The organism is Arthrobacter sp. BG3, from assembly GCF_056680185.1.
Genome location: NZ_CM155270.1, coordinates 650,225 through 663,029, shown reverse-complemented (window position 1 = coordinate 663,029; position 12,805 = coordinate 650,225). Strand labels below are relative to the sequence as shown.

Genomic DNA, 12,805 nt, shown 5'->3' with positions numbered 1-12,805 from the left:
CAGTTGTCAGGCAGTTATCCCGCTGGCACCGAGCCAGCTGCCGATCAGGAACGTTGCAATTAGCGCAGCAGCGCCGCCGATCACCACCCGCACGGCCGCCTTCCACTTCGAACCGCCACCGATCCAGGCACCGATGGCACCGGTTAGGGCCAGGGCCACGAGTACCGCCACAAAGGTCAGCGGAACACGAATGTTTTCCGGCGGGAGCAGGATGGCCAGCATGGGGAGGATTGCGCCGACCAGGAACGCGGTGGCGGACGCAAAGGCGGCGTGCCACGGGCTGACAATGTCTGTCTCGTCAATGTGCAGTTCCGCGGACAAATGGGCGGCGAGGGCGTCATGGGCGGTGAGTTCCAGGGCCACCGTGCGCGCAGTGTCGGAGCTCAGGCCCTTGCCCTGGTAGATGGCAGCGAGTTCCTCAAGTTCCTCCTCGGGCTGTTCTGCCAGTTCCCGGCGTTCCTTTTCGATCAGGGCCTGCTGGCTGTCCTTCTGGCTGCTCACGGAGACGTATTCGCCCAGGGCCATCGAGATGGCGCCACCCACGACGCCCGCGGCACCGGCGATGAGGATGGGGCCGGAGTCTGTCGTGACGCCGGCGACGCCGACAACAATCGCGGCGACGGAGACGATGCCGTCGTTGGCGCCCAGCACGCCCGCGCGGAGCCAATTGAGGCGGTGCGCGATGTCGTTGTGGTGGGGCTCATCCGCGTGCTGCGTGGGGGCTGTTTGACTGTCCATGCCTACAGCAAATCACCGCCGCCGCCGCCCCACCAGTATTACGAGCCTAAGTAAGCCGCGGCTTCCCCTCATTACGAGCCTAAGTAAGGCGCGGCTTCCCCTCCCGCGGGCCCCTGGTTCCTGGGCCGGAGCATCGCGGGAGCGGCGCAGCGGGGGCACTTTGGGGTGCTCGGTCCCGGTTGAGAGCGGAATCCGAGGCTTTGCGATCCCAAAGTCGCCCCGGGGGGAAGGAGGGAAGGGGGGAGGGGGGAGGCCGGTAGGAGCACAGGTCGCCAGAGGGGACGCAGGGACGCTGGGGCTAGGGAAGCCCGGGGAACGAGTCCGGGTCTGCCGTCAGGCCCGGCAGCGCCCCGGCGTCGCCGCCCCACAGTGCGGTCCGGCGTGCGGCGCCGACCAAGCCGGAGATCGCCCACTGACGGGTCTCACCGTCGCTCAGCGCCACCAAGTCGCCGTAAACAGGCAGTGCCGAAGCCTCCAGCCCGCCGAGGCCGGCCGAGGGTGAGGCCAGGAAGCCAGGCGCCATTGTGTATCCGGCTTCCCGGGGCGGAATCGGGGCGCAGTTCATCCTGCTCAGCGCTCCGGCGCTGGTGGCCAGGGCCTCATGCCGCGCGAGCTGCTCCGACGCCGGCGCCGCCGCTTCGCTGCCCAGCCGGGTCAGCGCCACCTGGTAGCCGTATACGGTTTCCAGTTCGGTCTCCACGGTCGCCGCCAGGGCTGCGGGAAGGGAGGCAGGGGCAAGGACATTGCCGGCTGAAGCACCCTCGGGGGAGGGCGACGGCGATGCAGACGCACTCGGGCACGCCCCGGACGGCTGGGGTGCGGTCGGGTCGGGCACGGCGGGAGCTGGAGCCCCTGCTGCAGCGGCGAGGGCGGAGGCCTGAAGCAGCTGGGCGGTGCCGACGGCGGCAAGCAGCCGGGCCATCCCGCCGTCGGCCAGGGCAGCATCGGCGAGCCGCTGCGAGGCGCTGGCCGCCAGCTCCGTTGCGAGTGCGGCCGCGGACGCGGGGACGGCCGGGGCTGCAGGCCCGGACGCCGCAGCCGCGGGCCCGGACGCCGCAGCCGCGGAGGCGGCAGCCGCAGGGGCAGTCGAGGTGGTGGCGGTGGCCGTCGGCGGGGAAGCGCCAGGTTCCTTTTGGCCGGGGACCAGGAGCGCCCGCGCCTGGCTTGTCAGCAAACTCACAGTGCGCCCCACCGCAGGCTGCCCGTCAGCGGAGGGGGACTCGCTGAGCTGCTCGCCGGCAGCCCTCAGTCGCATGGTCTCATCCAGCGCAGCGGACCTCGCCTGTTCGGAAAACGGCGGTTCGGCGGGCTCCTCGGGGGTTTGGGGAGTCAGGGCCACGCCGAGGCTGACGACTACAAGGCCGAGGCAGGCCAGGAGCGAGATGCGGGGAAGGAGTTCCCGCCGCCGCTTTTCCCTTCTGTCGTCTTTCACAACAGACCATGTTGTCATGCCGGCCGGGAACTGAAGTGCACCACGGAGCCCGGAAAATCGCTAGGCTAGTACACACAACATCATCTAGCGGGAGGCGGCCGGCATCATGACCAACGCAGAAGCCACGACTTCGACAGACCGGACCGGGACGGGTAGGGCTGACGCCGCACCCGCTCACAACTTTGAGGCCGAGCGGCTGCATGCCCTCCTGGAGCCCGAAGTCCTGGCAAACCGGCTGTACCTGGAGGACGTTTCCATTCACGTCGCGGGAGCCAACCGGGTGGTCCACGTGGTGGTGGACCTGCCGCAGGAGGAGATGGGCGGCGTCGGCCTCGACGTCATCTCGGAGATCTCCAAGACCCTCTCCGACATCCTGGACAACGATCCCAGCACCGACGCACGCCCTTACGAGCTTGAGGTTTCCTCGCCCGGCGTGGGCCGTCCCCTCACCGAAGAGCGGCACTGGCACCGCGCCCGCGGCCGGATGGTCAAGGTCAACGTCCTGCAGGGCGAGAACGTCACCGGCCGGGTCCAGTCCGTCGACGACGACGGTGTCACCCTGATCCCGGAGATCACCGTCAAGAAGGGCATGAAGCCCAAGCAGGGCGAGCCCATCAAGCTTCCTTTCGACAAGATCCGTAGTGGAAAAGTCGAGATAGAGTTCAGCCACCTCGAAGAGGCCGGCCTGGAGAACGCACACAATGGACCTTCTGAGGAGGCCTAATGGATATTGACATGAGCGCACTGAGACTCCTGGAGCGTGAGCGTGAAATCCCGCTGGATCTCCTGATTCCGACGATCGAGCAGGCCCTGCTGGTGGCCTACCACAAGACGCCGGGAGCCTTCGAGAAGGCCCGCGCTGAACTGGACCGCAAGAGCGGCCACGTGACCATCTGGGCCACCGAGATCGACGACGACGGCGCCCCCATCGGCGAATTCGAAGACACCCCCGCGGGCTTTGGCCGGATCGCGGCCAGCACGGCACGCCAAATCATCCTGCAGCGACTGCGCGATGTTGAGGACGACAACGTCCTCGGCGAGTTCAAGGGCCGCGAGGGCGAGCTCGTTGCCGGAACCATCCAGCAGGGCAACAACCCGCACATGATCCAGGTCAACCTGGGCACGGTCGAGGCACTGCTGCCGCCGCCCGAACAGGTGCCGGGGGAGAAGTACACCCACGGCAACCGGCTCCGCGCCTTCGTGATCGACGTGCACCGCGGCACCAAAGGTCCCTCCATCACGCTGTCCCGGTCGCACCCGGGTCTCGTGCGGAAGCTCTTCGAAATGGAAGTTCCGGAAATCGCGGACCGTTCCGTGGAAATCGTCGCCCTGGCCCGCGAAGCCGGGCACCGCACCAAGATGGCCGTCAAGGCCAACATCCCCGGCATCAACGCCAAGGGTGCCTGCATCGGTGAAATGGGTTCGCGCGTCCGTGCGGTCATGAACGAACTGAACGACGAAAAGATCGACATTGTTGATTACAGCGACGATCCGGCAACGTTCATCGCCAGCGCACTGTCCCCGTCACGGGTGAATTCGGTCACCATCACGGACGAGGCAACCCGCTCGGCCCGCGTTGTGGTGCCGGACTACCAGCTCTCCCTCGCGATCGGCAAGGAAGGCCAGAATGCCCGCCTCGCGGCCAAGCTCACCGGCTGGCGGATCGACATTGTCTCGGACGCCGCGGTCAGCCGCGACAAATAGGCTCCCGACGCCGGGGGCTCTCAGCTCCAGAGGCGCTCGGCTTCAGGCTCTGAGCAAGAGGGACCCCAACCCAAACGGCGCCGGTTTCGGGGCCGCCCGTCAGCGTCCGTGTCCCCGCAAGTTCGGGGCCCGGGCGCTTGAGGGGCTAGAATAGACATGACCGCGCCTAACGGCCGGTATCCGCGTGTCCCCAGCGCGTCCGGGTTTGAGTCCGGCGAAGGTGTTGATCACAACCCCTTGGCCAGACGGGCTCCGGAAACCCGGGGACGGCAGATATGTACTGGCAGGAAGATACTCGTAAGTGGCACACGTGCAACACCTCGAGAATCAGCCGCAGCGTACCTGCATCGGATGCCGGAAAAAAGGCCCGCGGTCGCAGCTTCTCCGGCTCGTCGCCGACGGCAGCGGTTCAACCGCCGTCGTGCTGGATGAACGACGCCGGATGGCTGGCCGGGGTGCATGGCTGCACCCCAGCGAAAAGTGCCTGGCACTGGCGGTCAAACGTCGGGCGTTCGGACGCGCCCTCAACGGCGCTACCGTAACAGCCGACGTCGAACGTCGGATCATGGCAGGCACGCAAGCCGTGGACACCCCGGTGGCCGCAGCAAAAACCGTCCAACCTGAAAGCGGGTCAGAAAACTGATGGAAACCCGATGAGTTCCCAGCGATGAGTGCGCAACGATGACATATTTGTTGCGCTCTGCAATGGACCTTTCAGCTGCACTCGCGGCGGAGGTCCGCAGTAAGAAGTAGACGGTTCGTGCCTGGCTCGGTGCGGACCGAGACAGGAGAAATGTGGCCAAGGTCCGCGTACATGAGCTTGCTAAAGAGCTCGGTATTACTTCCAAAGATGCAGTAACCAAACTGCAGGAACTGGGCGAATTCGTTCGCTCTGCCTCTTCCACCATTGAGGCCCCCGTTGTGAGGAAACTCCGCAACGCGTTCCCCGACGCAGCAGCAGCTTCGAAGGCCGAAGCGCCCGCGTCAGCCCCCAAGGCACCCGCCAGCCCTTCGGCAAACCGTCCGGCGCCCGCGCCGGCTCCGGCTGCCCCCACAGCGCCGGCGGCTGCTGTTACCAAGGTCGAAGCTCCGGCTCCGGCAGCAGCTGCACCGGCACCCAGTGCCGCTCCGGCAGCTCCCGCCGCCCAGGCTCCGGCTGCACCGGCAGCTCCCGCCGCCCAGGCTCCGGCCGCGCCCTCCACGGGCGCCAAGCCCGGCGCACGCCCGGCACCCAAGGCAGAAGCGCCGGCCGCTCCGGCACGCCAGGGTGGCTCGGCACCCCGCCCGGGCGGTCCCCGTCCCGGTAACAACCCGTTCGCTACGTCCCAGGGCATGCCCCGGGGCCGCGGCGGCGACAATGATCGTCCCTCACGTCCGGGCAACAACCCGTTCGCTCCTTCCCAGGGCATGCCGCGTCCGGGCGGAAGCCGCACCGAGGGCGAACGCCCCGGCGGCCCGCGTCCCGCAGCAGGCGCTGGTGGTCCCCGTCCGGGTGCTCCCCGCACCGGCGGCGCTCCGGGTGCACGCCCGGGTGCTCCGCGTCCGGCCGGCGCAGCAGGCGCTGGCCGTCCGGCAGGGGCCGGCGGAAACCGTCCGACTCCCGGCATGATGCCTAACCGTACCGAACGTCCCGCACCCGCTGGTGCAGGCCGTCCCGGCGGCGGAGCCCGCGGTCCCGGCCGTCCGGGCGGCGCTCCAGGTACCGGTGCCCCCGGCACCGGTGGCGGCGCTCCGGCCGGCGGTGGCTTCGGCAAGGGTGGCCGCGGTCGCGGTGGCACCCAGGGTGCCTTCGGTAAGGGCGGCGCAGGCCGTGGCAAGCAGCGCAAGTCGAAGCGTGCCAAGCGCCAGGAACTCGAGCAGATGAGTGCTCCGTCGCTGGGTGGCGTAAGTGTGCCCCGCGGCGACGGCAACACCGTAGTCCGGCTTCGCCGTGGCTCGTCCATCACGGACTTTGCCGACAAGATCGAGGCGAACCCCGCCGCACTGGTGACCGTTCTCTTCCACCTCGGCGAAATGGCTACCGCCACGCAGTCGCTGGATGAAGAGACCTTCGCCCTGCTGGGCGAGGAGCTTGGCTACAAGCTCCAGGTCGTGTCTCCGGAGGATGAGGAGCGCGAGCTGCTCTCCGGTTTCGACATCGACTTCGATGCCGAGCTGGAAGCCGAAGGCGACGAGGAACTCGAGGCACGTCCTCCGGTTGTCACCGTCATGGGTCACGTTGACCACGGTAAGACCCGCCTGCTTGATGCCATCCGCAAGTCCGACGTTATGGCGGGCGAGCACGGCGGCATCACGCAGCACATCGGTGCTTACCAGGTCACCCACGCCCACGAAGGTACCGATCGCAAGATCACCTTCATCGATACTCCGGGCCACGAGGCGTTCACCGCCATGCGTGCCCGTGGTGCGAAGGTCACCGACATCGCCATCCTCGTGGTCGCAGCGGACGACGGCGTTATGCCGCAGACCGTTGAAGCCCTCAACCACGCCCAGGCGGCCAACGTGCCGATCGTCGTGGCCGTGAATAAGATCGACAAGGAAGGCGCCAACCCGGAAAAGGTCCGCGGCCAGCTGACCGAGTACGGACTGGTTCCGGAAGAGTACGGTGGCGACACCATGTTCGTGGAGGTTTCTGCCCGCCAGAACCTGAACATCGACGAGCTGCTCGAGGCCGTTCTGCTCACCGCAGACGCAGCCCTGGACATGCGCGCCAACCCGAACAAGGACGCCCGCGGTATTGCGATCGAGGCCAACCTGGACAAGGGCCGCGGTGCTGTTGCCACCGTCCTGGTTCAGTCCGGCACCCTGCACGTCGGCGACACCATCGTGGCAGGCACGGCCCACGGCCGCGTCCGTGCGATGTTCGACGACGACGGCAGCGCCCTGACCGAGGCTGGCCCGTCCCGTCCCGTGCAGGTACTGGGTCTGTCCAACGTCCCGCGCGCCGGCGACACGTTCTTCGTGACCGCCGACGAGCGCACTGCCCGCCAGATCGCCGAGAAGCGTGAAGCTGCGGACCGTAACGCCGCCCTGGCCAAGCGCCGCAAGCGCATCAGCCTGGAAGACTTCGACCAGGCCGTCGCCGATGGCAAGATCGACACCCTCAACCTCATCCTCAAGGGTGACGTGTCCGGTGCCGTGGAAGCCCTCGAAGACGCGCTGCTCAAGATCGACGTCGGCGAAGGTGTCCAGCTCCGCGTTATCCACCGCGGTGTCGGTGCGATCACGCAGAACGACGTCAACCTGGCTACGGTCGACAGCGCCGTCATCATCGGCTTCAACGTCAAGCCCGCCGAGCGTGTTGCCGAACTGGCAGACCGCGAAGGCGTGGACATGCGCTTCTACTCCGTCATCTACGCAGCAATTGATGACATTGAGGCAGCCCTCAAGGGCATGCTCAAGCCGGAGTACGAAGAGGTCCAGCTTGGCACCGCCGAGGTCCGCGAAGTGTTCCGTTCCTCCAAGTTCGGCAACATTGCAGGCTCGATCGTTCGCTCGGGTGTTATCCGACGCAACGCGAAGGCCCGTGTCAGCCGCGACGGCAAGGTCATTGGTGACAACCTCACCGTTGAGACGCTCAAGCGCTTCAAGGACGACGCCACCGAGGTCCGCACGGACTTCGAGTGTGGTATTGGTCTTGGCTCGTTCAACGACATCAACGAAGGCGACACCATCGAGACCTTCGAGATGCGCGAAAAGCCGCGCGTCTAAGTCGGTTTAGCGTTACAAGGTGCGGGGCCGTTGGATTTTTCCGGCGGCCCCCACTTTTCCGCCGTAGAGGGGGCCCCGCCCCTACGCTGGGTGGCCAACGTCTTACGACGTCGGCCACCCAGCTCCGGCAGGCCCGATGCCACTCCCGGGCCCCCTCCGCGGCTCCAAAGGGCCGCCGGAAGAATCCAACGGGAGTCCGTCGTAGACTCGCCTTAGGCGCGTGGAATGAAAACCCAACAGGTGTACGCCAGCCGTTAACGCGCCGTCGTACATCCAAATTTTTAGGAGTGGAAATGGCTGATCCCGCACGGGCTGCCAAGTTGGCGCAGCGGATTAAAGTTGTTGTTGCCGAGGCCCTGGGCCGGAGGGTCAAGGATCCCCGGCTTGAGGGCGTCACCGTTACCGATGCGCGTGTGACCAATGATCTTCAGCATGCCACGATCTACTACACGGTTTTCGGTGACCAGCTGGTCCAGGCGGAGGCCGCCAAGGGTCTTGAGAAGGCCAAGGGCGTGCTGCGTCAGGAAGTCGGGCGGAACATCACCGTCCGGCTGACCCCCACGCTGGAGTTCGTGGCCGACCAGATTCCGGTCAACGCCTCCAACCTGGAGGAACTGCTCCGGGCCGCGAAGAAGCGCGACGCCGAAGTGGCCGCACTCGCTGCCAGCGCCAAGCACGCAGGCGACGCCGACCCCTACAAGAGTGACACCCCGCAGGACGTGGAGCTCGACGAGGACGACTTCGACGAAGAGGACCTTGACCTCAGCACCGAAGATGACGTCGACGAGGACAGCAACAAGTAACCCAGCAACACGTAGTCCGGCAACACCCGACTGCAAGGACATGGCCGGCCCCGCCACGGGACCGGCCATTTCCGTCTGCCGCCGGGGCCTTACGGTCAGCTGTGCGTGGCGGAGTCGTGCCGCCCGTCCTTGAGCTCCACGGACATGACCTGGCCGTCCGGCGGACCGTCCGCACCGGGCAGGGCGTTGACCGTGGCGTAGAGGGTGTCCCCGCGGAGGTCCACGTCGGCGGCGAAACTGGCGGCGAGCACCACCGTCTGTTCACCCGAATCCGGATCGATCCTGAGGACGCCTTCGCCGAACAGCGAGGCAACATAAAGGTCGCCATGGTCGTCCAGGGCCAGCCCTGTGGGTGACATGATGTCATCCGCCACGAGCTTCACCTCGCCGTCGTCAGGGTCCACCTTGAAGACTGCCCCGCGGGGGCCGAGCGCAGGGTCCTCCGGGCCGCCCGGGAGCGAGGTGACGTACAGCCAGCCGTCAGCCCCGACGGCGACGTCGGTCGGGACAGCCTCGAAGTCGTAGGTCGTTCCGACCACGCAGGCCGGCAGGCCATTGGACGCGGCAGCTTCCGGGGTGATCTTGTAGGGCCGCGGCGGCAGCACAGCGACGGTCTCGGTCTTGCCGCTTCGTGCATCAACGGACACCACACTGTTGGCCCCGGCATCGGCGACGTAGAAGGTGTGCTCCGTGACAGCGATGCCGTACGGGTGCGAATCAACTTCACCCGTGTAGCTGGCGGGCATATTTGCTGGCAGCTGGGCTTCGCAACCGTCCGGCAGGTCGCGGTAGCCGTACCGGGTCTTGCCATCAGGGTTGTCTTCCCTTTCCAGGGCGGCGAAGTCGCCAAGCGTCCGCTGGTGCCCCTCGTCGTCGATGATGCGGATGTGGCCGGCGAGTTCTGCCGGGTCGGGTCCGGCGCCCTGGCTCTCCAGCAAGTACGTTGTCCCACCCCGCTGGGCGTTGCCCGCAACGCTCCAGTTCGGGGTCTCGTAGAGGACAACCTGGTTCCCGGCGGAATCGACCCGGGTCAGCCGGCCGGCGAAGGACTCACTCACCGTGACCGAGCCGTGGCGGCCCGCGCTGACATGCAGCGGCCCGACCAGCCTGCCGGTAAGCACCACGGGAGCCTTGTCTCCGGCGTCCGCGCCCGGGGGGCCTGCCGGGGCCGCGCCCGCAGCCGTCCCGGCCGAGAGGAACACGGCTGCGGTGGCGGCCGTGGCTAGCAATGACAAACTCTTTCTCATGGTCGGCTCCCGTGGCGAGTGATGAGATATCCACCCCGTTGAGACCATTGAGACCGTTGCAGGGGCGGTAAGGAAAATGCGCGGCGGCCCCTATGGCGGATATTAGGCCTTCGCAGCTGCAAAGTCGATGCCCGTGCGGCGAGCACCGAACCTCCCCGGCCGGCGGCCGTGCTGGCTATGATCGGACCATGGCCACCGCACCCTCAATTCCCGAAATCAACCGCTTCCTGGACCAGGCCATACGGCTTGCCGCCGCGAATGTGGCCGCGGGCGGCGGACCGTTCGGGGCGCTCGTCGTGACTCCCGACGGGCGGACCCACGAGGGGGTGAACCATGTCACGCGGGACAACGACCCCACAGCCCACGCCGAAGTGGTCGCTATCCGCACGGCCGCGGCCGCGTCCGCCAATTTCGACCTCAGCGGCGCCGTGCTCTACGCCAGTTGCGAACCATGTCCGCTGTGCCTCGCGGCCGCCCTGTGGGCCCGCATGGACCGGGTCTACTTCGCCGCGGACCGTCACGCGGCCGCAGCCGCCGGCTTCGACGACGCACTGTTCTATGAATACTTCGACGGGACCCGGCCGGAGCTGATGCCGGTGCGCCAAACCACTGTCCCGGCGTCGGACGTCCCCTTCCAGGCCTGGCGAAACAACCCGGACCGCGTTGAATACTGAGACCAGCGTCCAAGCGCGCGCAGGGGGTCTTTGGACTCTAGGCCTGCTCCGCCCCGGGGCGTCCCATGGAACCATGACTGCGGGCACTCGGGAAGACGGCGGACCGTGCGCTCCAGCCTGATCATCTGCCCCCACTGCGGGAAGACCAACCGGATTCCGGCGGCGGCCTCCGGCCACCCGCGCTGCGGCAACTGCCGCAAGGACCTGCCCTGGATTGTCGACGCCGGGGATGCGGACTTCGCCGAAATCGCCGAACAGTCCTCCACCCCGGCCCTGATCGACTTCTGGGCAGCCTGGTGTGGTCCCTGCCGCATGGTCAGTCCCGTGCTGGACAAGCTGGCCCAGGAGCGCGCCGGCCGGGTCAAACTCGTCAAGGTCGACGTCGACAAGTCACCGGCCCTCTCACGGCGCTTCGACATCCAGGCCATTCCGACCATGCTGCTGATCCGGGACGGCAACGTGGTGGCCCGGCAGGCGGGCGCCCCGCCGGCCGCGGCCCTGCGCCAATGGCTCGACGGCGCACTGGCGGCCGGGAAGCCCTAACCGACCCCCTGGCGAGATGAGGAAGCAATGACCGAGATACTGCGCTACGAAGTGGGTTCCGGAACGGTGCTGGTTGAGGTCGCGGACAGCAGCTTCGGCGTCGAACGCCCCGCACGGAATGAGCAGGGGATTACGGACGCCGGGCGGCGGCTGGAGGATGCCCTCGCAGCCATCCGTCCAGCGGCCAACGCCGCGGCGGAAGTCCTGAAGGAAATAGGCGCGGAGCACCTGGAACTTCAGTTCGGCGTGAAGCTGGCCGGGGACGCCGGGGCCATCATCGCGCAGAACTGCTCCGAGGCCCACTTTGTCGTCAAGCTGTCCTTCGCCCACGCGCCCGCGCCACAAAAGGCACCGGAGGAGGAGATCATGCTCTGAGGCGGGCCGGCTGCCGGCTGCCGGCTGCCGGCTGCCGTCAGCGGCGCCTGCTCCGTGCGCCCCTGGCCCCCAGGCCACCAAGGAAGGGCGATCCCACGCCCAGCAGGAAACCAAAGTCGTACCAGTTGCCGGCGCGTGCCGAGTTGTAGAACGGAAACTCACTCCACTGTCCGAAGACGTGGACGATCAGCACAATCCACGCCGTGAGCCCGTTCCAGATGCCCCACAACAAGTCCTGCCACCACATGGCTGCCTCCCTGACCGAACCCCTCACCACCAGTCCCGGAACGCCACGCCCCGGGGCCGCACGCGGAATGCCCGCGATGCGCTTAGGTTAGGTGTTGCGGTGCCGGGGCGGTAGGGGACAGGGACCCGGAAAGCTCAGCTGTCAGCTGTCCGGGCCGGAAGCCGGCCGAGGCCTTCCACCAGATCAGCCTGGCTGCTGCAGAGGGCGATCCGGATCCAGCCCTCGCCGATCGAACCGAACGCGGTTCCCGGGGCAAAGGCCACTCCCGAATCGGCCAGGAAGCGCCGGACCCAGGAGCGGACGTCCCCGCCACTGACGTGGGACACATCGGCCCAAAGGTAGAAGGCCCCCTGCGCCGTGAGGTACGGGATGCCCCTGGATGACAGGACCGCCGAGGCGGCATCCCGGTTGGCCCGGTAGTGCGCGTGGGCGTGGCTGACGTAGTCCTGCGGGCCCGTCAGCGCAGCCAGTGCCGCGTACTGCGAGGGCGAGGCGACGCAAGAGACAATCGCCTCCATCACGTTGTTCATCCTCTGCTCCAGGCCCGGCGGGCAGATCAGCGCCCCGATCCGCAGCCCGGTCAGGCCATAGGTCTTGGAGAGCGTGAGCGAGGTGAACACGCGGGCTTCGCCCGGGACATCGCTGTCAAAGCGGGCCGGACTCACATGGGGAACATCGTAGGTGAACGCCTCGTAGCACTCGTCGGAGATGACCCAGAGATCGTGGCGCCGGGCGAGCTCCACGAGGCTGCGGGTGAGCTCCTCGCCCAGCACGGCGCCCAGCGGATTGGACGGCGAATTGAGGATCAGCACCTTGGTCCGCGGTGTGATGAGCTCCTCGATGTCCTGGATCCGGGGCTGGAAGTCATGCTCCGGATACAGCGGGTAGCGCACGGGGACCGCATGCAGCAGGCTGGACGTCATCGCGAAGGTGGGGTAGCCGGGATTGGGGATCAGGATTTCGTCGCCGGGGGAGAGCAGCAGGCTCATTGCGAAGTGCAGGCCCTGCTGGGCGCCGTCGACCACGTAAACGCGGTCCGCTGCCACCGGCGTCGCGTTGTGTTCCCGGAACCTGGCCGCGAAGGCCTCACGCAGGGCCGGGATGCCCGCGTTGGGGGTGTAGTTCGTTTCGTCGCGGTCCAGGCAGGCCATCCCGGCCTCGAGGATATGGCGGGGGACGGGGAAACCCGGTTCGCCGATGCTCAGCACGATCGCGCCGGGAGTTCCCCAGGCGGCTTCGGTGATTTCGCGGATCTGGTTGATGGGGACATCGTTGACGTGGGCGGCAAGCTCGGGCATGTCTGCCATCCTAACCGGCGCAGCTCCGGGTGC

13 protein-coding genes are annotated in these 12,805 nt (G+C 67.3%); 8 read left to right on the top strand and 5 right to left on the bottom strand.

The genetic code is table 11. The annotated features are described in order from the left end of the window. Positions 1 to 6 precede the first annotated feature (6 nt). Both AC1MFL_RS03025 and AC1MFL_RS03020 read right to left on the bottom strand, forming a co-directional pair. Positions 7 to 738 (bottom strand): VIT1/CCC1 transporter family protein, encoded by a 732-nt coding sequence (locus tag AC1MFL_RS03025; RefSeq protein WP_479813361.1) that lies wholly within the window; start codon positions 736 to 738, stop codon positions 7 to 9. A 298-nt stretch (positions 739 to 1,036) separates the two neighbouring features. After that, positions 1,037 to 2,170, bottom strand: a complete 1,134-nt coding sequence (locus AC1MFL_RS03020; protein WP_479813359.1) for a ferritin-like domain-containing protein — start codon at positions 2,168 to 2,170, stop codon at positions 1,037 to 1,039. A 106-nt stretch (positions 2,171 to 2,276) separates the two neighbouring features. Between AC1MFL_RS03020 and AC1MFL_RS03015 the strand changes: the two genes are divergently transcribed. From AC1MFL_RS03015 to rbfA, 5 genes are all read left to right on the top strand, one after another. Beyond that, on the top strand, positions 2,277 to 2,894 hold the full coding sequence (locus AC1MFL_RS03015; protein WP_479813357.1) for a ribosome maturation factor RimP: 618 nt from the start codon (positions 2,277 to 2,279) through the stop codon (positions 2,892 to 2,894). Continuing rightward, positions 2,894 to 3,874 (top strand): transcription termination factor NusA, encoded by a 981-nt coding sequence (gene nusA / locus AC1MFL_RS03010; protein ID WP_479813355.1) that lies wholly within the window; start codon positions 2,894 to 2,896, stop codon positions 3,872 to 3,874. The genes AC1MFL_RS03015 and nusA overlap by 1 nt, the downstream gene beginning before the upstream one ends. 301 nt (positions 3,875 to 4,175) lie before the next feature. Continuing rightward, positions 4,176 to 4,517: a YlxR family protein gene (locus AC1MFL_RS03005; protein WP_479813353.1), complete on the top strand. Its 342-nt coding sequence runs from the start codon at positions 4,176 to 4,178 to the stop codon at positions 4,515 to 4,517. A gap of 152 nt (positions 4,518 to 4,669) precedes the next feature. Then, positions 4,670 to 7,585 carry a translation initiation factor IF-2 gene (infB, locus tag AC1MFL_RS03000; protein WP_479813351.1) on the top strand — a complete coding sequence of 972 codons (2,916 nt, stop codon included), beginning with the start codon at positions 4,670 to 4,672 and terminating at the stop codon, positions 7,583 to 7,585. A 293-nt stretch (positions 7,586 to 7,878) separates the two neighbouring features. Next, positions 7,879 to 8,388, top strand: coding sequence for a 30S ribosome-binding factor RbfA (gene rbfA, locus AC1MFL_RS02995; RefSeq protein ID WP_479813349.1), 510 nt, complete (start codon positions 7,879 to 7,881; stop codon positions 8,386 to 8,388). 95 nt (positions 8,389 to 8,483) lie between these two features. Here the strand turns inward: rbfA and AC1MFL_RS02990 are convergent, their stop codons facing one another. Further along, complete coding sequence (locus AC1MFL_RS02990) at positions 8,484 to 9,635, bottom strand: ScyD/ScyE family protein (RefSeq protein ID WP_479813347.1); 1,152 nt, start codon at positions 9,633 to 9,635, stop codon at positions 8,484 to 8,486. Positions 9,636 to 9,823: 188 nt separating this feature from the next. On the opposite strand from AC1MFL_RS02990, the gene AC1MFL_RS02985 reads away from it, so the two are divergent. The 3 genes from AC1MFL_RS02985 to AC1MFL_RS02975 all read left to right on the top strand — a co-directional run bounded on the left by AC1MFL_RS02985 (position 9,824) and on the right by AC1MFL_RS02975 (position 11,227). After that, complete coding sequence (locus AC1MFL_RS02985) at positions 9,824 to 10,309, top strand: nucleoside deaminase (protein WP_479813345.1); 486 nt, start codon at positions 9,824 to 9,826, stop codon at positions 10,307 to 10,309. 105 nt (positions 10,310 to 10,414) lie between these two features. Continuing rightward, a complete protein-coding gene (gene trxA, locus AC1MFL_RS02980) occupies positions 10,415 to 10,852 on the top strand; it encodes a thioredoxin (protein ID WP_479813343.1) in 438 nt (145 codons plus the stop codon). A 27-nt stretch (positions 10,853 to 10,879) separates the two neighbouring features. Further along, complete coding sequence (locus AC1MFL_RS02975) at positions 10,880 to 11,227, top strand: CU044_2847 family protein (RefSeq protein WP_479813341.1); 348 nt, start codon at positions 10,880 to 10,882, stop codon at positions 11,225 to 11,227. Positions 11,228 to 11,264: 37 nt separating this feature from the next. Here AC1MFL_RS02975 and AC1MFL_RS02970 read toward each other — a convergent pair whose 3' ends face one another. Continuing rightward, positions 11,265 to 11,474 (bottom strand): hypothetical protein, encoded by a 210-nt coding sequence (locus AC1MFL_RS02970; RefSeq protein WP_226762315.1) that lies wholly within the window; start codon positions 11,472 to 11,474, stop codon positions 11,265 to 11,267. A 134-nt stretch (positions 11,475 to 11,608) separates the two neighbouring features. Beyond that, entirely contained in the window at positions 11,609 to 12,772 is a 1,164-nt protein-coding gene (locus AC1MFL_RS02965) for a pyridoxal phosphate-dependent aminotransferase (RefSeq protein ID WP_479813339.1), read from the bottom strand. Positions 12,773 to 12,805: the final 33 nt, after the last annotated feature.

Bases quoted from the DNA above. Each gene is read 5' to 3' on its own strand.
- AC1MFL_RS03025 (WP_479813361.1), bottom strand. From the start codon at position 738: ATGGACAGTCAAACAGCCCCCACGCAGCACGCGGATGAGCCCCACCAC.
- AC1MFL_RS03015 (WP_479813357.1), top strand. From the start codon at position 2,277: ATGACCAACGCAGAAGCCACGACTTCGACAGACCGGACCGGGACGGGT.
- AC1MFL_RS02985 (WP_479813345.1), top strand. From the start codon at position 9,824: ATGGCCACCGCACCCTCAATTCCCGAAATCAACCGCTTCCTGGACCAG.
- AC1MFL_RS02965 (WP_479813339.1), bottom strand. From the start codon at position 12,772: ATGCCCGAGCTTGCCGCCCACGTCAACGATGTCCCCATCAACCAGATC.
- AC1MFL_RS02975 (WP_479813341.1), top strand. From the start codon at position 10,880: ATGACCGAGATACTGCGCTACGAAGTGGGTTCCGGAACGGTGCTGGTT.
- nusA (WP_479813355.1), top strand. From the start codon at position 2,894: ATGGATATTGACATGAGCGCACTGAGACTCCTGGAGCGTGAGCGTGAA.
- rbfA (WP_479813349.1), top strand. From the start codon at position 7,879: ATGGCTGATCCCGCACGGGCTGCCAAGTTGGCGCAGCGGATTAAAGTT.
- AC1MFL_RS02990 (WP_479813347.1), bottom strand. From the start codon at position 9,635: ATGAGAAAGAGTTTGTCATTGCTAGCCACGGCCGCCACCGCAGCCGTG.
- AC1MFL_RS02970 (WP_226762315.1), bottom strand. From the start codon at position 11,474: ATGTGGTGGCAGGACTTGTTGTGGGGCATCTGGAACGGGCTCACGGCG.